Origin of the sequence: Rothia sp. 27098_8_29, from assembly GCF_041432785.1 — a bacterium.
GTDB lineage: Bacteria > Actinomycetota > Actinomycetes > Actinomycetales > Micrococcaceae > Rothia > Rothia mucilaginosa.
The window spans coordinates 127,479-146,253 of sequence record NZ_JAPWAI010000001.1 but is presented as its reverse complement, the minus strand read 5'-3'; the positions used below and the strand labels follow the sequence as shown (position 1 = coordinate 146,253).

General features: G+C 59.9%; 15 protein-coding genes and 4 tRNA genes. 6 read left to right on the top strand and 13 right to left on the bottom strand.

Going from position 1 to position 18,775, the window contains the following annotated elements; genetic code table 11:
- Positions 1-102: 102 nt before the first annotated feature.
- Positions 103-1,104, top strand: a complete 1,002-nt coding sequence (locus O3649_RS00590; RefSeq protein WP_371572308.1) for an LLM class flavin-dependent oxidoreductase — start codon at positions 103-105, stop codon at positions 1,102-1,104.
- A gap of 186 nt (positions 1,105-1,290) precedes the next feature.
- Here the strand turns inward: O3649_RS00590 and O3649_RS00585 are convergent.
- The 5 genes from O3649_RS00585 to O3649_RS00565 form a co-directional block, all read right to left on the bottom strand.
- Positions 1,291-1,362 (bottom strand) — tRNA-Thr (locus O3649_RS00585).
- A 1-nt stretch (position 1,363) separates the two neighbouring features.
- Positions 1,364-1,437: transfer RNA gene (locus O3649_RS00580), tRNA-Met, on the bottom strand.
- 38 nt (positions 1,438-1,475) lie between these two features.
- A tRNA-Thr gene (locus O3649_RS00575) sits at positions 1,476-1,547 on the bottom strand.
- A gap of 305 nt (positions 1,548-1,852) precedes the next feature.
- The gene (locus O3649_RS00570) at positions 1,853-4,084 is read right to left on the bottom strand and encodes a DEAD/DEAH box helicase (RefSeq protein ID WP_371572306.1); all 2,232 of its coding nucleotides are present in this window, start codon (positions 4,082-4,084) and stop codon (positions 1,853-1,855) included.
- Positions 4,085-4,732: 648 nt separating this feature from the next.
- Positions 4,733-6,574 (bottom strand): DUF2079 domain-containing protein, encoded by a 1,842-nt coding sequence (locus tag O3649_RS00565; RefSeq protein WP_371572304.1) that lies wholly within the window; start codon positions 6,572-6,574, stop codon positions 4,733-4,735.
- A gap of 233 nt (positions 6,575-6,807) precedes the next feature.
- Between O3649_RS00565 and O3649_RS00560 the strand changes: the two genes are divergently transcribed.
- On the top strand, positions 6,808-8,070 hold the full coding sequence (locus tag O3649_RS00560) for a DNA-3-methyladenine glycosylase (protein WP_371572302.1): 1,263 nt from the start codon (positions 6,808-6,810) through the stop codon (positions 8,068-8,070).
- Between the two features lie 97 nt (positions 8,071-8,167).
- Here the strand turns inward: O3649_RS00560 and O3649_RS00555 are convergent, their stop codons facing one another.
- The 3 genes from O3649_RS00555 to O3649_RS00545 all read right to left on the bottom strand — a co-directional run bounded on the left by O3649_RS00555 (position 8,168) and on the right by O3649_RS00545 (position 9,581).
- A complete protein-coding gene (locus tag O3649_RS00555; protein WP_005504813.1) occupies positions 8,168-8,545 on the bottom strand; it encodes a co-chaperone YbbN in 378 nt (125 codons plus the stop codon).
- A 300-nt stretch (positions 8,546-8,845) separates the two neighbouring features.
- Positions 8,846-8,927: transfer RNA gene (locus O3649_RS00550), tRNA-Tyr, on the bottom strand.
- Positions 8,928-9,194: 267 nt separating this feature from the next.
- Positions 9,195-9,581: a hypothetical protein gene (locus O3649_RS00545; protein ID WP_049347079.1), complete on the bottom strand. Its 387-nt coding sequence runs from the start codon at positions 9,579-9,581 to the stop codon at positions 9,195-9,197.
- 142 nt (positions 9,582-9,723) lie between these two features.
- Here O3649_RS00545 and O3649_RS00540 point away from each other — a divergent pair, with 142 nt between their 5' ends.
- Positions 9,724-10,215, top strand: coding sequence for a YajQ family cyclic di-GMP-binding protein (locus tag O3649_RS00540; RefSeq protein WP_005508322.1), 492 nt, complete (start codon positions 9,724-9,726; stop codon positions 10,213-10,215).
- Positions 10,216-10,415: 200 nt separating this feature from the next.
- Here the strand turns inward: O3649_RS00540 and htpX are convergent, their stop codons facing one another.
- Together htpX and O3649_RS00530 are read right to left on the bottom strand one after the other, a co-directional pair.
- Entirely contained in the window at positions 10,416-11,300 is an 885-nt protein-coding gene (gene htpX / locus O3649_RS00535; RefSeq protein WP_070615257.1) for a zinc metalloprotease HtpX, read from the bottom strand.
- Between the two features lie 139 nt (positions 11,301-11,439).
- Positions 11,440-11,703, bottom strand: a complete 264-nt coding sequence (locus tag O3649_RS00530; RefSeq protein ID WP_005504804.1) for a hypothetical protein — start codon at positions 11,701-11,703, stop codon at positions 11,440-11,442.
- A gap of 194 nt (positions 11,704-11,897) precedes the next feature.
- On the opposite strand from O3649_RS00530, the gene O3649_RS00525 reads away from it, so the two are divergent.
- Positions 11,898-12,488: a Fur family transcriptional regulator gene (locus tag O3649_RS00525; protein ID WP_371572299.1), complete on the top strand. Its 591-nt coding sequence runs from the start codon at positions 11,898-11,900 to the stop codon at positions 12,486-12,488.
- A gap of 113 nt (positions 12,489-12,601) precedes the next feature.
- Here the strand turns inward: O3649_RS00525 and O3649_RS00520 are convergent, their stop codons facing one another.
- The gene (locus O3649_RS00520) at positions 12,602-13,936 is read right to left on the bottom strand and encodes an SseB family protein (protein WP_371572297.1); all 1,335 of its coding nucleotides are present in this window, start codon (positions 13,934-13,936) and stop codon (positions 12,602-12,604) included.
- 280 nt (positions 13,937-14,216) lie between these two features.
- Here O3649_RS00520 and O3649_RS00515 point away from each other — a divergent pair, with 280 nt between their 5' ends.
- Both O3649_RS00515 and rarD read left to right on the top strand, forming a co-directional pair.
- Positions 14,217-15,554, top strand: coding sequence for a DUF6882 domain-containing protein (locus tag O3649_RS00515; protein ID WP_371572295.1), 1,338 nt, complete (start codon positions 14,217-14,219; stop codon positions 15,552-15,554).
- A 188-nt stretch (positions 15,555-15,742) separates the two neighbouring features.
- Positions 15,743-16,714: an EamA family transporter RarD gene (rarD, locus tag O3649_RS00510; protein ID WP_049349172.1), complete on the top strand. Its 972-nt coding sequence runs from the start codon at positions 15,743-15,745 to the stop codon at positions 16,712-16,714.
- Between the two features lie 114 nt (positions 16,715-16,828).
- On the opposite strand, the gene O3649_RS00505 is transcribed toward rarD, so the two are convergent.
- Together O3649_RS00505 and O3649_RS00500 are read right to left on the bottom strand one after the other, a co-directional pair.
- The gene (locus tag O3649_RS00505; RefSeq protein WP_005508316.1) at positions 16,829-16,972 is read right to left on the bottom strand and encodes a methionine/alanine import family NSS transporter small subunit; all 144 of its coding nucleotides are present in this window, start codon (positions 16,970-16,972) and stop codon (positions 16,829-16,831) included.
- Positions 16,973-16,980: 8 nt separating this feature from the next.
- Entirely contained in the window at positions 16,981-18,564 is a 1,584-nt protein-coding gene (locus O3649_RS00500; protein ID WP_049353378.1) for a sodium-dependent transporter, read from the bottom strand.
- Between the last annotated feature and the right edge of the window lie 211 nt (positions 18,565-18,775).

Sequence of the window (18,775 nt, the reverse complement as noted above, 5' to 3'; positions counted from 1 at the left end):
TATTTCGTCGCATTTTTACCTGCTAGCGAAGGCCCCTACCCATCCAGCCCAAGCAGGCGTAGGCTGGACGGGTACCCGCAATCTATTTCAGAAGGAAAAGTTATGTCTTCCAACGTAAAAATTTCGGTGCTTGACCTGATGCCGCACCGCCCCGACCAGAGCCAGCACCAGACCATGCTCAACACCATCGATGCCGCACGCGCGGCGGAGTCCTACGGCTACGAGCGTTTCTGGGTTGCCGAGCACCACAATGCAGGCTCCCTGCTGTCCTCGGCGACCGTCGTGGTCATGGCGGAGATTGCCGCCGCAACCGAGCGTATTCGCGTGGGCTCGGGCGGCATTATGCTCCCCAACCACGCACCCTACGTGGTGGCGGAGCAGTTCGGTACCCTTAACGCATTCCACCCCGGCCGCATTGACCTGGGTGTGGGCCGTGCGCCCGGCACCGACCCGATGACCGCCGCCGCTCTGCGCCGCGACGATTCTGCCGCCATGAGCTTCCCCGCCGAGGTGCAGCAGCTACAGCGCTTCCTGGGCGAGCCCTCCCCCATGCACCGCGTGCACGCCATTCCCGGCCAGGGCTCGAAGGTGCCCCTGTACATTCTGGGTTCTTCCCTGTTCGGTGCGCAGCTTGCCGCGCAGCTGGGCCTGCCCTACGCGTTCGCTTCGCATTTTGCGCCCGCAATGCTGCAGGAGGCGGTAGACACCTACCGCGCAAACTTCAAGCCCTCGGAGCACCTGGAACAGCCCTACGTCATGGTGGGTGCAACCGCAATGCTCGCCGATACCGACGAGCGGGCACGCTACCTGTACACGAGCCAGCAGCAGCATTTCCTGGGCGTAGTGCGCGGCAATCTGTCTTTCGCACCTCCCGTGGAAGATATGGACGCCGTCTGGACCGACGCAGAGAAGATGCACATTGAACGCATGACCGCCGAGGCAATTGTGGGCTCCCCCACCACCGCACAGGCCCGTATTGAGGACCTGGTGGCGCGCACGGGCGCTGATGAGCTCATCGTTATGACCGAGGCGTGGGAACATGAGGACCGCCTGCGCTCCTACGAGCTGCTGTCCCAGCTGCCGGTGGTGCGCCGCGCCTCCTAACGCTTTGATCAGAGCATAAAGACGAAGCCCCCGAGTATTTTTCTCGGGGGCTTCGCTATGCCCGGCATCGAGCCGCGGGGCTGAGTACCTATTGAGCACCTACAGACCGGGCTTCAGACAAAGAAAATAGGCAGACAAAATTGGCACAAACAAAAAAGCCTGCCTCCGAAGAGACAGGCTTATCTGAGCCCCGACCGGGAATCGATCCCGGGACCTCCATCTTACCAAGATGGCGCTCTACCACTGAGCTATCGGGGCGTAGCGGTGGACGGGCTCGATCCGTCGACCTCACGATTATGAGTCGTGCGCTCTAACCAGCTGAGCTACACCGCCACATCATTAATACGTGCTCTCGCATGAATTAATGAGAGAGCCCCGACCGGGAATCGATCCCGGGACCTCCATCTTACCAAGATGGCGCTCTACCACTGAGCTATCGGGGCAACAGGTAAAACTATACAGGTCTTCAAGAATGCTCGCAAGCGGAGAAGCTATGGCATACACCACATTTCATGCTTATTTGTTCTCCACACTGCCGCACGAGAGCCCAGCTTTGACCAGGAGCTCCAGCACTGACCAGGCACCACCGCAACAGCTGATGCAAACACATCAACACACAAATACATAAAGACCGGCAGGAGAGCTCATCACTCCCCTGCCGGTCTTTGAATCATCTGCGGATGACAAGGCTGCTAGCCGATAGCCTCAGCAAGCCCCTCATACCGCTAATCCAGGCTTAGCTGAAATCTTAGTAGCGCTTGCCGCGGCCGCCGAAGTCGCGGCCGCCGTCACGGTTACCGCGGTAGCCGCCATCACGACGGTTATCACGGCCACCGAAGTCGCGGCCGCCGAAGTCGCGGCCGCCGTCACGGTTGCCACGGTAGCCACCCTCACGGCGGTTATCACGGCCACCGAAGTCGCGACCGCCGAAGTCACGGTCATTGCGCTTGCCACCGAAATCGCGGCCGCCACGCTTGAAGTCGCGGTCACCGCCGAAATCACGGCCACCCTCACGGTTACCGCGGTAGCCACCCTCACGGCGGTTATCACGACCGCCAAAGTCGCGGCCACCGTCACGGTTGCCACGGTAGCCACCTTCACGACGGCCACCACCGAAGCTGCGGCCACCACCGCCGCCCTTGGGACCGTTGTCCTTGCGGATGTTGATGAACTCGCCAGCGATCTTGGTGTCGCGCAGGCGATCGAAGAAGTCGCGGGGCAGGTCCTCAGGCAGGCCAACAATGGTGAAGTGCTGGCGAATGTCGATGGAGCCAATCTGGGAGCCCTTAATGCCACCCTCGTTAGCCAGGGCACCCACGATAGCACCTGCGGTCACGCGGGAGGAACGGCCAACGTTCAGCTTGTAGTTGACCATGCCCTCGTCGTTGTGCGCGCGCTTAGCCTTGCGGCCGCCGCGGTCCGAATCGTCGTCGGAGAAGGGGCGGGAGTTGCGCGCGATGTCCTCTTCCTCATCCAGGAAGAACGGGCGACCCTGCTGGGCAATAACAGCCAGTGCGGCTGCGATGTCCTCAGCGGTGGTGTCGTGCTCGTTCTCGTAGTCCTCGATAATCTCGCGGAAGAAGCTCAGGTCCTCAGACTCGATGGTCTCGGTAATCTGCTGTGCGAAGCGCTGCTTACGGGTCTCGTTCACTGCCTCTGCGGTGGGCATGTGCATCGGCTCGACCTTCTGGCGGGTTGCCTTCTCAATCTGACGCAGCATGTACTTCTCACGCGGGGTGACGAAGAGGATTGCGGCACCTTCACGACCTGCACGGCCGGTACGGCCGATGCGGTGCACGTAGGACTCGGTGTCGTGGGGGATGTCGTAGTTGACGACCAGGGAGATGCGCTCAACGTCCAGACCGCGTGCCGCCACGTCGGTTGCCACGAGGATGTCGATGCGGCCGTCACGCAGGGCGTCAACGGTACGCTCACGCAGCTGCTGGGGGATGTCACCGTTAATCGCTGCTGCCGCGAAACCGCGCGCCTTCAGCTTGTCGGCAACTTCCTCGGTTTCCTTCTTGGTGCGCACGAAGACGATGATGCCGTCGTAGTTTTCGACCTCGAGCACGCGGGTCATTGCATCCAGCTTGTGGGAGTGCATGACCTGCATGTAGCGCTGGGAGATGTTTGCGCTGGTGGTGGTCTTAGCCTTGACGCGAATCTCGGTGGGGTCGTTCAGGTACTGCTGAGCGATCTTGCGGATCGAGTTGGGCATGGTTGCAGAGAAGAGCGCAACCTGCTTGCTGTCGGGAGTGCCTTCGAGGATCTTTTCCACGTCTTCGGCGAAACCCATGCGCAGCATTTCGTCTGCCTCATCGAGTACCAGGTACTGCAGGTTGGACAGGTCCAGGGAGCCCTTCTCCAGGTGGTCAATCACGCGGCCGGGGGTACCGACGACGACCTGCGCACCGCGGCGCAGACCAGCCAGCTGCGGGCCGTAGGGGGAGCCACCGTAGATGGGCAGGACGGTGAAGTCCTCCATGTGGGTTGCGTAGGAAGAGAAGGCTTCTGCAACCTGCAGAGCCAGCTCGCGGGTGGGTGCCAGGACCAGAACCTGGGTGTCGCGGGAGATGCCGTTAATGTCGGCGAGTTCAGCCATGCGGGACAGTGCCGGCAGCGCGAATGCTGCGGTCTTACCGGTACCGGTCTGTGCCAGACCGACCACGTCGTGGCCTTCCAGCAGCAGGGGGATGGTCTGTTCCTGAATGGGGGACGGCTTCTCGTAACCGACCTCTTCCAGGGCTGCCAGGACGCGGGCGTCCAGGCCCAGGTCGGTGAAGCGTACGCCTTCTTCTTCAGCCTTCTCGGTGGTTTCTTCGGCGGTTTCTTCTGCAGGGGTTTCTGCAGTAGCTTCTGCGGTGGTTTCTTCTGCTTCTACAGCAGGGCTCTCAACGGTGTTCTCGGTGATGTTCTCGGTGGTCACAACGGTCTCTGCCTCGGCGTTCAGTTCGGCCGGGGTAGCAGTATTCTCAGTCAATTTTTCCTCTATACGGTAGGGGTGGAAGCGCACGCTTTTCGGCGCTTACCGGGTGTCCCCTTCACGGCCCAGCCACACATCATCCCCTGGGGAGTAGAACGTCCAGGGGTCCTCCGTTACCGGCGCATTCTGCAGAGGTGTTCTGCGGATGCTGCGGGTAGCGGCTTTTGCTGGGGGTGGTCTTGAATTTCTCGGCACATTATCCAAACGCCTGTTTGTACTCTGCGCTCGGCGCACAGTAGTCCCTATGAATCAGGGGTGTACAGGGTGGGTAATGCTCACATGCAATGTCACGTATTCCTGGTGGTTCGCCTTCCCGCTTACACGGCGGTGGTGTGTCTGTTACAGCAGACGCAGCAAAGACGCTGGACCAGAGATCGTTAAGAGAAGCCCGCGTGTACGGTGTAAACCGCAAGTTTATGGGGCGTATCAATCGGTGATGGTGAGTACGGCGCACCTACAATTCCAGCACCACCTTGGGTGCCGGGTGCGCACAAGACCTTCATCGGGGGTTCCCGTGTTCTATCCAGTGTACAGCAGGGTCCCCACTTGAGCTATAAAAAGGTGCTTAAAACCTCATCTCTTAAATGCGAGCGCCCACCCCAGCGTTTGCGGGGTGGGCGCTCATTGAGCCGCTGAACCGAGGTGCTAGTCTACGCGGCGCACAATATCAATCGTGCCAACGGTCGCGTACTTAGCGTAGGAATGGCCGTAGCGGTCGGCCGCGTACTGTGCGGCGTTGGTCGGCGGGTTGCCGCCCCAGGAGTTGCTCCTGCGGTCGATGACCACGTAGTCGGGTGCGGGCTCACCGGTGTGACCAATCCAGTAGACGGTGCGGCCGGGAATCAGCTGAGTCAGAATCGACAGGTCAGAGGCGACCGTCACCCCTTCGGGTACCTTCTGCACGGCGTCCTGCTTCATCTGGTCAGTGGTGGTCAGCGCGGAGGCGGTGAACTGCGCATTGCCCAGGGAGGCGAGGGGCTGCTGGGAGCCGGGCACAAAAATCGGGGACGCGGCAAGGAAGAGCGCCGCGGCGGGTAGAGCCCATACGGGCATGCGGCGTGCCATGGCGCTGAGGCGGCCAGGCTCAGCCGCTGCATCAGCTTCCTGCACGGAGGCTCTATCGGCTACTCGCGCAGCCGAGCGTATCGGAATTGCGGCGGGAACCACGCCGTAGCGTACACGCACGACCGCATCCAGCAAGGCGAGGAAGACGACGGGCATGAGCACGAGCGAGTAGTGCCAGGTGCTTGCCCAGTAGGATTCCATGGTGGAGAGCAGACGCCAGGCGAGGGTCGGCAGGGCAATTGCCGCGAGCGGAGAAATGACCCAGAGGATTGCGCCGGTAATGAGCAGCAGGCCGAGGGTTGCCAGCTTGGTGTTGTTGCTGAGCATCTGCAGCGCTGAGCCGAAGGGGTCGCCCAGGGCTGCGGAGAAGTTCACCTTGTCGGCGTAATCGAAGTTTCCGCCGCTATTGAAGTAGGGCAGGATCACGTAGATGGCGACGGCGGACCAGAATACGCCCCACATCATGACCATGGTGGATTCTGCGACGGCGGGGGTGCGTGCCCACGAGGAGTAGAGCTGCTGCATGCGGGTGCGCATGGGAGCCGGGGTACCAGCGGAGAGGCGCGGCATCAGAATGTCAACAGCGGTGCTCAACCAGCCGGTGCGGATAAAGATGATGAGGCCGATGGCTGCGACAGTAATACCCATATCTTCTTTGACGAAGGCGATGGGCAGGGACCACCAGCAGGCATAGGCGAGGTAGCGGGCACGTTCGGTGCCACTCACTCGCGAGGCGAGCACCAGGTAGCCGAGGCTCATGGCGAGCAGCGGCACGGCGAAGGCTACTTCGTGGAATTGGGCGGCGATAGCCTGCTGAACTCCGAAGCTGAGGGCGAATCCGGCGCCGAGTAGCAGACCGGTGATGGCCGGGATGACGCTCTGAAGTTTTGCGGACTGAGCATTCTGCGCAGGTTCGTTCTTCTGCGCGTCCTCAGTCTTCTGAGCAAGTGCGAAGGCACGCTGAGTGAAGCGCACAATGGCAAAGCTTGCGAAGGCGACCAGGGCGTTCTGCACGACCAGTAGCGTGGTCGGCGAGGGGAACAGCGCGTAGATGGGTCCCAGAAGCACCAGAATCGGGTGGAAATGGTCACCCCAGAGGTTAAAGTCGGGCCCCTTAATCGGCACGATGGGCACGGAGAAGTGCGAGTACGCCTGCGCCATCTGAGTAAAAATCGCCAGGTCCCAGGAGGGGGTCACCCAGTGCTTCATCTGCTGAAGCGAGTAGTAGGTGTACAGCGCCATGACGGCGGCGGCAAGCAGCAGACCGGGTAGAAGTTCAAGGGGGCGGATGCTCTTGACGCGCTCGGTGAAGGACTGACGCGGCTTTTTCTGGGTACGCTGGCGGCGCGCGCCTGTAGCGGTGCCGCTCGTCGTTTCAGGTGCGTTAGTTGTCGAGGGTGCGTCATGTGCTTCCGGTGCCATAGGCGTCCTTCTCTCGGGGTGTATGTCCGGGGTGCGTGTCCGGGCGTGGGCGCCCTTGTGAACGGGCGGAACGCATAGCCTGTGTTGTGCCGGTGGCGGAGTTTGCGTTCGTTCTCGCTCTACCTTTTAGGGTATCGCATTAGCGGTGTGCCTGCCCTGCCGAGTATTTCTGGTGCTTTAGCTGGGGGGCGTAGATTGGTGGGGCGTGGTCGATGAGGGAATAGACTGGTGGAGTGAGTACGATTCCTTCCTCAAACCCCGGCGGTACGGCCTCCGGTAGCCTCCCGGCAGCGGGTGCACGGCGCATCCGGCATCCTTTGGCGGCAGCTGGTGTGCCCTATGCGCCGGCGTTTACGGATGTTCTTCAGGAGCCTACCATTCTTAGCCAGCCGCGCGTTCAGGTTCGTACTCTCTCCTCCGCCGCTTCGCCTCTTCCCGGTGCCCTGGCTCCCGAGGCGTGCGAGGTTGTAATTGAGCCGCATGTTCCGGTGCAGTTGGCGCAGACTTTGGGTTCGTTGCGCCGCGGTGCTCAGGATCTTTCGTATCGTGCGCTGAGCCGCGCGGATGGTGCCGAGCGAATCTGGGTGACGGCTCGCACACCGTTTCACGAGTTCCCGGCCGTGCTGTACGCCGAACGTTTGGCGCAGCCAGCCGAGCTTCCCGAGTCTATCCCTTCCCTGTTTCGTGTGCTGATGCGCCCGGTGCGTATTCGCATCTGGGTTTCTTATAGTGCCGCAGATCAGCAGATGCAGGCGCGAGCCGGTCTTCAGGCGTTGGCGCAGGAAATGACGTACTGGCTGGGTTTGCACGACCCTGCAGAGCAGTTTGGCGCGCTGTCATCTTTTGAGGCTCTTCCGCCGCGTATTCAGCAGGCGTGGCGGCAGAATCCGGGGCTCCGCCTCAGCGCCTCGGGGCAGTTGGACCGGCAGATGCTCAACGCCGTTGTGGAGCAGCGCATCACCCAGACTGAAGCGTTCAGAACCCTGGGCTGGGTTCTGCGCAAGTACGGCTCCCCCGCCCCTTCGACCGGGTTGGGTCACCAGCCCGAAGGCATGCGCGTCTACCCGAGCGCCCGGACCCTGGCGACGATTCCAACCTGGGATTGGCATCGGGCGGGCGTTGATAAAAACCGCTACGATACCGTGTACGCTTACGCTCGTTCCGCCGAGTCTCTGAAAAACATTACGGCAGAAGGCGACGTGGCGCTTCTGGCGCGGAGCCTGCACACTGTGCGCGGCGTGGGCCCGTGGAGTATTTCCGAGGCTCTGCAACGGGTATGCGGGCACCCTGACGCCATCAGCGTAGGCGACTACCATCTGGCGCACGCAGTCGGTGAGCTATTCACCGGTCAGCGCACCGATGATGCGGGAATGCTCGCTCTGCTGGCACCCTACAGCCCCCATCGACAGCGCCTGGTGCGGCTCATGCACGCTTCAGGCTTTTCGAAGCAGCGCTTCGGGGCGCGCATGACCATTGAGGACCACCGCGACCGCTAACGCGACTGCACCCTAACGAGGTTAAAAGGGGACGGGGCGCCCCAGCCGGTTGTACCGGCGGGTGCGCCCCGTTCAAGCTCTTTTTGTGGTGGTGAGCTTACTTCTTCTCTGCAGAGCCTTCTGCTGCTGCGATTTCTGCACGGACCTTGTCCATGTCGAGCTCGCGGATCGAACCGATCACGGTCTCCAGCTGGTCTTCGCGCAGTGCGCCAGCCTGCTGGTAAACCAGGATACCGCCACGGAAGCCCATGATGGTGGGGATGGAGGTGATGCCTGCTGCCTGAGCGAGCTGGCCCTGGTCCTCGGTGTCAACCTTGCCGAAAACGATGTCGCTGTGCTTCTCCGAAGCCGCCTCGTAGACGGGGGAGAACTGCTTGCAGGGACCGCACCAATCTGCCCAGAAGTCCAGGAAGACGATGTCATTGCTCTCGACGGTAGCAGTCAGGTTCTGCTGAGTAATTTCAATAGTAGCCATGAGATAAAGCTACACCCTCAAGACCCCAATCGCTAATTGTTCGCCCTGGGATTCAAACATTGTGAAAGATATGACAAATTGCCGTCATAGTAAATACTTTTCGCGGCTGTTTCAGCCGACCCGCGGGCGTATCGTGGAGGCTCCCGTATCAGAGTCGCAGAGGCGCACCACCGGCTGCCGAAAGTCCAGCAAGAGTTCTGCCGAGAAGCTCAGCAGGCTGTGCCTCGCCGCCGCTGAGGCTGTCATGAAATTGGTTTTAGATACACAAAAGCCCGGTTACTTTCGTAACCGGGCTATTTGTGGCAGGTGAGGGATTCGAACCCCCGTAGGCAGTGCCAGCTGATTTACAGTCAGCCCCCTTTGGCCGCTCGGGTAACCTGCCGCCTAGCTAGGTGCTAGTTGCTCGCTCACGCGAACAGAGACTACTCTACAGCAGTTTTAGGGACTTGTACACTTCACACAGGGTTTTGTGACGAAGGTTATATATCTGGTTATATTTATCGTCTTTTCGTCACATCAGAGCGTCGGTGCACGCTCACCGCGCATCCATATCTATCGCGCATATCTATCGCAGCGCCCGCGCCCTCATCCTAATTGAATAAAGCCCTCATGAATAAAGCCGTAAATAAAGCCGATGCCTACAGTAGCTTTAGAAGGAGCGGGACGGAGTATCGCCATCCTGCTCAAGCAGAAGCACAATCTCCAGGTGCTCCAGATAGCGGCGCGCCTGCTCCACGGTGCACATGTCGCCAGCAATCTCACGCTCCAGGTCACGGCGAACGCCACGGAAACGCGCCACCAGCGAAGGTTCCGTCAGAGTGATACCGATACCGTCAAAGGGAGAAGGCTCAGCATCTTCCTCATGCAAATCAAGATGAATCTCGTGGTGGTCAGATTCGTTGAGACGCTCCGCCTCAGGAATACCCTCGGGCTCAGCACCCAGAGAGGTATGCAGGTCGATGAAAAGGAGGGTTTGCAGGTCGCGAGCTTCCTCGCTCGTGCGCAGGTCCGTCGTGGACAGGTTAGGAGTGGTCATATTTCTATTGTCCTCTTTTAAGGTTAGTAACGCCTGTAAAACAGGCTCGTATTTCTGATAGTTAGCTGTGAACAAGAGCCCCCAACCCGGTAGGCTAGTACTAACCGGTGCCTGTAGCACCTCATTCACGAAAGGAAAGCCCATGGCTAGCGAATCGTCATTCGACATTGTGTCCAAGGTGGACAAGCAGGAAGTTTCCAACGCACTGCACCAGGCACAGAAGGAAATCTCCCAGCGTTACGACTTCCGCGGCGTAGGTGCAGAAATCGACTACTCCGGCGACAAGATTCTCATCAAGGCAAACGCCGAAGAGCGCGCCCTGGCAGTGCTCGACGTTTTCCAGTCCAAGCTGGTCAAGCGCGGCATCTCCCTAAAGTCCCTGGACTCCGGCAAGCCCTACGCATCCGGCAAGGAAACCCGCATCGAATGCTCCATCAAGGAAGGCATCGCGCAGGATCAGGCGAAGAAGATCTCCAAGATGATCCGCGAAGAGGGCCCCAAGGGCGTGAAGGCAAACATCCAGGGTGATGAGCTGCGCGTCTCCTCCAAGTCCCGCGATGACCTGCAGGAAGTCATTGCAATGCTCAAGTCCGCTGACCTTGAAGTTGACCTGCAGTTCGTCAACTACCGCTAAGCTCATGCACCCCCCACCCAGTGATGGGTGAGGGAAGCGGATAGAAGCCGAAATGCAAAATCCTCGGGGTGGCTACTTCCACAGTAGCCACCCCGAGGATTTTTTGCCTGCCGACCCGTCATCGCGGGTCACAATCGTCACGCCGGGTCATATTCATACAGCATCGCTTTTGCTCCCGGATGATTCAGCGAAGAAAAGACTTAGTACTGCCCCATCTCACGAGCCTGCTGCTGCAGACGCGCAATACGCTGGTCCATCGGCGGGTGAGTAGAGAGCATGTTCTTCAGCGAGCCGAAGGGGTTCGCAATCATCATGGCGCTCGCCGCCTCCGTGTTGCGGTTGTTCGGGTCCATCGGATACATGGACACACCACTCTCCAGCTTGTTCAGCGCCGAAGCCAGAGCCAGCGGGTCACCGGTCAGACGTGCACCGTCTTCGTCGGCATCAAATTCGCGGGTGCGGCTAATAGCCATCTGAATAACCTGCGTAGCAATGGGCGCCAGCAGCGCAATCACAAACATGGCGAGAGGGTTCGAGCGTTCACCGTCGCGGCTGGAACCACCGAACATCGCGCCAAACGAAAGAATCTGCGCAATCGTACCGATAATGGAGGCGATACCCGCCGCCACCGAAGAGGTGAGGATATCGCGGTTGTACACGTGCATCAGTTCGTGGCCGAGCACGCCGCGCATCTCGCGCTCATCCAGCAACTGCAAAATACCCTCAGTACAGCACACGGCTGCATTCTGCGGGTTACGACCGGTTGCAAACGCATTCGGGGTCATGGTCGGTGCCACATAAAGGGCGGGCATGGGCTGACCCGCGCGGGAGGACAGCTCCTCCACAATGTCGTAAAGCACCGGAACCTCTTCGCGGCTGACCGGGTAAGCATTCATGGAACGCAGAGCAAGCTTATCGGAGTTCCAGTAGGTGTACGCAACCGAACCCAAGCTAAACAGGCCCATAGCCCAGATGAAAATGGAGGTGCGGAAAGTCGCCGAAAGCAGGCCACCGATGAGCAGCATCATGCCCACCATGGAGCCCATCAACAGGGCAGTTTTCAGTCCGTTGTTATGGCTGTGCATGGGTATCCTCCTGAACAATTAGGTCAGTGCGTACAGCGTGTACTTGACTCTATAGAATACGTGCAAGCACCCGCGGGCGCACCTTCTGGAGCGCGGATTCACCCAGAGCGTCACCCATACGCCGAAAGCTCAAAAGGGATTAGGGAATAGCGCCCGGAATATTCACCAGGGGCACCTGCTCCAGCACCTGCGCCGTAGCAGTCGGGAAAATACCGAGCAGCAGAATCGTGCCGTACGCGCCCAGAAAAAGGATGAAGAGCAGGCCGAGCATCAGCTGACCCTCCAGATCAAAACCGGTGGTAGTACTGCGGTACTGGCCGTAAATCACCGGGGTCACGATGGGCACACCGAAGAGCAGAATCATCAGCAGAATGTAGATGGGGTTTGTGAAGTCGTACACCATGACCCTATCCTCCTTGATGGTGATCGCCGGTACGGGTTACTCTAGGTTCTTTGATTGTACGGCATCTCTTCACACCCGAGGCCGGGGTGAGGAGGGGCGCCACAGAGTGGATGAAAGGGACGCCCTGCCGGCTTATTATGAGTTTTTCATAAGATAATGATGAATTTCTCATAATAATGTGTAGACTTAAACTTATGACCGACGCAAAGACAACCTCCGACACGAAGAAGGCTCAAAGCCCAGACCATTACAATACCGGCTGCGCCCACACCACCGGCCTGCCCATGCTCTCCGCAATGAGCCCTGAACAGCTCGAAGAAGCATGGACCACCGGGCTGCGCGCCAGGGGCCGCCGCGTCACCAAGCAACGCCTCGCCGTACTCCACGCAGTGCAGGAACACCCGCACTCCACCGCCGACACCATCGTGCAGGCAGTCCGCGAGCGCATCCCCGCCATTACGGTTCAGTCGGTCTACGTGATTCTTGCCGACCTGACCGACATCGACCTGCTGCGTAAGTTTGAGCCGCCGGGAACCCCCGCCCTCTACGAAACCCGCACGGGCGACAACCACCACCACGCCTTCTGCGTACGCTGCGGCAAGGTCGAAGACGTGGACTGCGCGGTCGGCTCCGCACCCTGCCTGACCCCCAGTGATTTTCACGGCATGGTGCTCTTCAGCGCAGACGTGCTTTACCAAGGCGTGTGCGTAGACTGCCAGACCGAGCAGGAGGCGGCGCTCGCCCGCACCCAGCAGGAAGCGGCAGCACGCATCCTGGCGGCATAACCCTATAGCCCCGGGAGTCTCGGGCAGGCTCGGTCATGAGCGTTTTAAACCGTTGAGGCGGCGACACAAGCAGTGTCGCCGCCTCAACGGTTTAAGTTATTTAATGCAGGAGCTTAGGCACCCATACGGGGCTGCGAGTCCACAATCTCCAGCAGCTCGCGGATCTGCGCCGCGCTCAGCACCGTGGAGGGGTTAATCGCGTTCACCTTCACGCTCGGAGCACCAATCTCCAGGGCGTAACGCAGAATATCCAGGGCGTTCGCCGAACGCACCTCAATATGCGGATCCAGTGCCGCAATCTCAATGGGCGAAGTGAACACCAGCAGGCTCTGCGGGTTGCCGTTCTCATCCGGGTCAAAGACGAAAGAGGTACCGGACGGGTCAGCCGGGTCAACACCCACCAGCAGCACGGACGCCGGGGACACCAGCGAGCCGAGTAGCATCTGCATGTTGTCCTGGGTCAGCGCCATCTTCGCGCCGTCGTTACGGGGCGAAGTGACAATCCACTGCACCTGAGCGCGCTCAATGTAGCACTCGTGGTCGGTGCCGGGGTCAACCACAATCAGGTCCAGCGCCTCGTTGCCGAGGAAATCGATAAAGACCTTCATCGCCGGTTCGCGCAGAATCAACTCGTCGCCCTCGGACTCCTGACGCACGTAGCTCTTGCCAATGTGCTCGGAGGAGGAGAACACGCACAGCGCCTGCATACCGGTCTCGGGCATACGAATGACCTGGTGGGTCAGCACCGACTCGGGGCCCATCAGGTCGGTTTCAGAAGGAATCAGCAGGGAACCGGTCGCATCCAGTAGAACGTCGCCGCCGAGCATCGTGCGAACCACGTTAATGAGGGTTCGCTCCTGCACATCGTTACGGAACGTCTCAAGAGCGGCGACCAGGTAGGGGTTCGGAATCTCGTGCTCGCTCGAAGACAGCGCTGCGGCGGCAGAGTGGCGGGCGCGACCCTCCATACGTTCACGAGCCCAGGCGGGAATACGCGACGCGTCACGCGGGAACTCAGTCAGGTGCTCACGCACGTCGGTCGCGGTCAGGGTGCCTTCATTCTTCCAGCTGGCGGGCTCATCGTCACGGTTATAGGAGGCACCCACGCTGAACTGCGGGTTCGGCCAGCCGGTTGCCGCCACCACAATGGAGGCGGTGAACCAGGTGCCGCGGTTACCGTCGTAGGCGGCACGCTGCAACTTGCGAACCTCAGCAATAATGGGCGAGCCGTCCTTGAGCGGGCCGATAGTGCCAATGAACTCTTCACCGTCGCGGAATTCACGCACACGCACGAAAATCTGACCTGCCAGAGGTTTGACGTCCAGCACCATTTCGCTCCAGCCGGGGTCAACACTAACGACATCCAGCAGCCAGCTTCCAATGTTGTTCAGCGCATCCTGGATGCGCGCGGCGCGGCTACTCGTCTCGGCGAGGCGGGGTTCAGTCATAGTTCATACATCCTTGAGTGTGAATACGGCGCGGCTGGAGGCATCCGTGTTCGGTCGTAGTGTCGGCTTACAGGGTGCCGGAAGAAGCCGTCTCTTCGATTCTAACGAACACAGGCACTCCACGCAGATAGTTTACGCCGAAAGATATATGCTCTACCTCTCCCCTACACCTCTTACAGACGGTGCATTCGACCCTCTTAACGTCCAATACGCCTAAAGCGCACCCCAAAACCGGGGATACACGGCATAGTGAACGCTAAAAGGTTGATAATCTTGAAGCATGACGAATTCTCTGCAGGACCTTATCGACGCATCGATCTTTATCTCCACCGAGTACCAGGCTCGACTCGCTGAGCTCGTGGGTACCTCCGAGTGGAACGTGGATTTCACCTCCCAGTCTCTGGATTTTGAGACCACTCCCCCGCTTTCGCTCAAGCCGCACCTGCTGGGCACCGAATCCGAGAACCGCGGTACTTGGATTTGGTCTTGGCAGCAGCTGGGCTACTTCCCCGACTCCGTTGTTTCCGCTGCTATTCAGACGCGCGAAACCGGTGAGCGTGACGGCCTGGCCGAACTGACCACCGACGAGCTGCCCCTCTCCGAGTCCCTGGCACGCCGCCTGACCCTGGCAACCAAGACCATCAGCGGCCTGTACGCACACTACCCGCTGCCCGCGGGCGCTGGCGTGCGCGCATGGACCCTGCTGGAGGGTGCCGAGCTGACCCTCGAGGCCCCGACCTACAAGGGTATCGGTCGCGTAATCGCGAAGACCCTGCAGAGCGAAGAAATCCACAACCAGGTTCTGGCGGTGGACTCCTACGCTCAGCAGCGCGGCTTCCACATCGCCTGGGACACCGAGGCAACCGCCGTGCTGACCGCAACCGACGGTGCCCTGCGCCTGTGGTTCGACGAGGGTCGCATCAGCGGCATCGAGCAGGCTGAGCCCCAGGTTGGCCCCGAGGTTCTGGAGCAGTGCGCAGCCGCTGCCGCACAGCGTCGCGAATCCCTCGCCGCACTGCGCGCCGAGATTGAGCGCGTGGCAGCCGCAGAGGCAGCCGCTCAGAACGCACAGCGCGAGCAGGAGGCAGCAGAACGCGCCGCCGCACGTGCCGAGGCCGAAGCTGAGCGCGCGGTCGAGATCGCCGAGCACGCACCGGTCGCAGAGACCGAGGTACCCGGCGTCGAGAGCACCGAGAACCTCTACCCCGCCGACGAGGCTCCCTTCGATCAGGAGCCGGCAGAGTACGCAGAGCCCGGCTTGGTCACCGTGGAGACCCTGCCCGGCGAGTACGAGGCAGAGGAGACCGAGCAGGCTCGCGTCTACACTGACGAGTCCATCGGCGCCGAGCAGCCCGAGTACGAGACCGTTGAGGCTTCCGCAGAGTACGCTGAGGAGCCGGTCGCCGTTGAGACTGTAGCTGAGCAGCCCGCAGAGGCCGAGCAGCCCGCAGCAGAATACGAAGAGCAGCACGTGGAGCCCATCCGCAACGCTGGCGCAGCTCCCGACCTGCAGGCAGAGCACGAAGAGGCAGCCCGCCGCGAGCAGGAAGAAACTGCACGCCGCGAGGCAGAGCAGCCCAAGAAGAAGGGCTTCTTCTCCCGCTTCTTCGGCCTCTAAACCGAATACGCAGCACTCCTCAGGCGCGGTATCCTCGTGGTACCGCGCCTGAGGCATCTATAGCGTATGCTGCACCCTGTATCGGGTACAGTAGTGTGCGCGCATCGAAACCTGTGTGGATACCCAGCCGGCGCATCCCGATGAATAGCTTAGAAGAACGTAACCGAAGAATCAGGTCAGACGAAACCATGTCAGAAACGCAGAAGCACACCACCCGCAACGGGTTTATCACCATCATCGGCACCTACATCATTTGGGGTCTGCTCCCCCTGTATTTTGTGCTGATGGCGCCGGCAGGACCGATTGAGATTGTGGTGGCGCGAGTGGTCTTCTCCCTCATTTTCTGCGCCCTGCTACTACCGATTGTGCGGGCAACCGCGGACTTCCGCCGCGCCCTCAAGGATCGCCGCATCATGCTGGTACTGACGGCGGCATCGTTCCTCATCTGCGCGAACTGGCTTATCTACGTGATGGCAACAACCAGCGGTCACACGATTGATGCGTCCCTGGGATATTTCATTAACCCGCTGGTCTCCGTGGTGCTGGGCGTGATTTTCCTGCAGGAGCGCCTGCGCGCCGCGCAGTGGGTATCCGTCGCAATTTCATGTATCGCGGTGCTGATGATGAGCCTCATCTATGGTCAGGTGCCCTGGACGGGTCTGGGCCTGGCGTTCTCCTTCGGCATCTACGGCCTGCTCAAGGCACGCGTAGCCCACGACGTGAGCCCCATCGTTTCACTCTCTCTCGAAACTCTGATTCTGGCGCCCTTCGGCATTGCCGCCCTCTTTGTGCTCAATGCTCAGGGACAAATGACCCTCTTCAGCGAAGGTGCCGGGCACTTCTGGCTTCTCGCATCCACCGGCGTGGTCACCGTTGTGCCCCTCATGCTCTTTGCGGCGGCAACCAAGGCGCTACCGCTGTCAGTCATTGGCATGGTGCAGTACCTGGGCCCGACCATCCAATTTGTTCTGGCGCTGACCGTTCTGCACGAGCAGATGAGCGCCGATAAGGTGCTGGGTCTGAGCCTCATCTGGATTGCGCTCATCATTTTCACCGTGGATGCGGTGCGTGCCTCCCGCTCCTACCGCGCCTCCGCGCTGTCCGACCCGGAAACCGGCATGATCCCGCTCGTAAAAGCTGAAGACGTACAGAGCAAGTAGCTCTCCCCAACCCGGCTAAAACACTGTCCCGCACAAAATACACTCCCGCATACAACAAAGTGATGCCCCGCAGACGTTAGCCTGCGGGGCATCACTTTATGTCGCGTTCACACGCTAAAGCTCAGACCCCTGAGCTTCAGCAGCAGCATCGAGAGCATCCAGATCCGGATGACGGTGCAGGTTCAGCAGAGCCAAACCCAGGCCACCCCAAATGATCAGGATTGCCACAATGAGCATCACAATTGCGGAGATAGACATGAGGGCTCCTAACGGGTAATAGTCGAATCAACGTGGCCGTGCTCCACCTGACCGGAAATCACCGGAGGTGCCGGCGGCTCTTCAGCCGCACGAGACTTCTTCGACCAGGGCAGAAGAGAAACAACGATCGCACCAACCAGAAGCAGTGCGCTCATACCCCAACCGAAAATCGCCAGCAGATCCGCAGGGTAACCCTCATACGGGGTCGCAATCAGCTTGATAACGCTCTGAATCAGAGAGTAACCCAGAACCAGCGGAGTCACGACAGCCAGCAGACCCATCCAGATCTTGCCGACCTTGATGGAAGAGTAGCGGTTCAGGTGCTCAGCCAGAGCGGGCAGAGCACGCACCACGTATGCAACCACGATAATGGCGCACAGGCCGGCAGCCAGAATACCGAAGAGGTTCACGAAGTTATCGAGAATATCCAGCACGTACAGGCCGGTAGTGGTCGGCATCAGCAGCAGCGAAATCAGAGCCATCGGAACAATCACCAGTATGGTGGACGCCAGACGGGAAGTCGCGAACTTGTCCTGAATACCGGCGATAATCACCTCAAGAATCGAAATGAGGGAGGTGAAACCAGCAAAAAGCAGGGAACCGAAGAAGAGGATACCAATCAGCACGCCGCCGGGCGCCTGAGAAATAATGGTCGGGAACGCGATGAACGCCAGACCAATACCGCTGGTCGCAACCTCGCTCACCTGGGTGCCAGCAGCCTGAGCCATGAAGCCCAGAGCAGCGAACACACCAATACCAGCAAGAAGCTCGAAACCGGAGTTCGCGAAACCAACCACAGCACCGGAACCGGTCAAGTCAGTCTTAGGCTTCAGGTAGGAAGAGTAGGTGACCATAATGCCGAAGCCAATGGACAGCGAGAAGAAAATCTGGCCGTACGCAGCAACCCACACGTCCGGGTTAGCCAGGGAGTCCCAGCTGGGGGTGAACAGAGCGTTCAGACCGTCCACAGCGCCGGGCAGGGTCAGCGAGTAAATCACCAAACCAACGAACATGACCAGCAGCAGCGGGATGAAGATAATGTTGGCTGCGCCCACGCCCTTCTGAACACCCAGAGCCATCACAGCGAGCAGAACGCCCCACACCAGAACCATGGGAATCAGGATGTTCATGTTGAAGTCCAGGGAGACGCCGGGATCCTTTGCGACCTTCAAGAACTCGCCCTGGAAGAACGCCTTCGGGTTATCGCCCCACTCATTGGTGAAGGAGAAAACCATGTAACGCAGAGCCCACGCCACAATAGCGGCGTAGTAGATAGCGATGACAAAGTTGATACCCATGTGCCACCAGCCAATGAACTCGGTCTTACGGTTCAGACGGCGGAAAGCCAGCGGGGACGACGCACGCGCACGGTGACCGATTGCGTAGTCAAAGAACAGGAAGGTCAGACCGGCGGTCAGCAGGGCGACAATATAGGGAATCATGAAGGCGCCGCCGCCGTTATCAAATGCGATGTAGGGGAAACGCCAAATATTGCCCAGACCAACAGCAGAACCGATGGCGGCAAAGATAAAGACGCGACGGCTAGAGAAGCCTTCGCGCTTCGTGGGCGCCTTAGGGGTAGATGCTCCCATAGTTGTAAACCTCGAATGTGTGGGGACGCGGATGGTTGGTGCGAGAATAACCCGTCGGAGTGGTGGGCTCTGCTCGCGTCCAGAAATAGTAAACGGCTCTCCAACACGGGGTGGGCGTGGAAGCCGTCAAACGTCTGAAGGGTGGATGTGCGCCTCAGGCATGCCTATAAGGATTACCTTAAAGGCATATAGCGGTCAAGGAGACCCCAGC

Excerpts from the sequence above, each read along its gene's own strand:
- O3649_RS00590 (WP_371572308.1), top strand. The coding sequence starts at position 103 with ATGTCTTCCAACGTAAAAATTTCGGTGCTTGACCTGATGCCGCACCGC.
- O3649_RS00565 (WP_371572304.1), bottom strand. The coding sequence starts at position 6,574 with ATGGCACCGGAAGCACATGACGCACCCTCGACAACTAACGCACCTGAA.
- O3649_RS00555 (WP_005504813.1), bottom strand. The coding sequence starts at position 8,545 with ATGGCTACTATTGAAATTACTCAGCAGAACCTGACTGCTACCGTCGAG.
- O3649_RS00545 (WP_049347079.1), bottom strand. The coding sequence starts at position 9,581 with ATGACCACTCCTAACCTGTCCACGACGGACCTGCGCACGAGCGAGGAA.
- O3649_RS00540 (WP_005508322.1), top strand. The coding sequence starts at position 9,724 with ATGGCTAGCGAATCGTCATTCGACATTGTGTCCAAGGTGGACAAGCAG.
- htpX (WP_070615257.1), bottom strand. The coding sequence starts at position 11,300 with ATGCACAGCCATAACAACGGACTGAAAACTGCCCTGTTGATGGGCTCC.
- O3649_RS00530 (WP_005504804.1), bottom strand. The coding sequence starts at position 11,703 with ATGGTGTACGACTTCACAAACCCCATCTACATTCTGCTGATGATTCTG.
- O3649_RS00525 (WP_371572299.1), top strand. The coding sequence starts at position 11,898 with ATGACCGACGCAAAGACAACCTCCGACACGAAGAAGGCTCAAAGCCCA.
- O3649_RS00520 (WP_371572297.1), bottom strand. The coding sequence starts at position 13,936 with ATGACTGAACCCCGCCTCGCCGAGACGAGTAGCCGCGCCGCGCGCATC.
- O3649_RS00515 (WP_371572295.1), top strand. The coding sequence starts at position 14,217 with ATGACGAATTCTCTGCAGGACCTTATCGACGCATCGATCTTTATCTCC.
- rarD (WP_049349172.1), top strand. The coding sequence starts at position 15,743 with ATGTCAGAAACGCAGAAGCACACCACCCGCAACGGGTTTATCACCATC.
- O3649_RS00505 (WP_005508316.1), bottom strand. The coding sequence starts at position 16,972 with ATGTCTATCTCCGCAATTGTGATGCTCATTGTGGCAATCCTGATCATT.
- O3649_RS00500 (WP_049353378.1), bottom strand. The coding sequence starts at position 18,564 with ATGGGAGCATCTACCCCTAAGGCGCCCACGAAGCGCGAAGGCTTCTCT.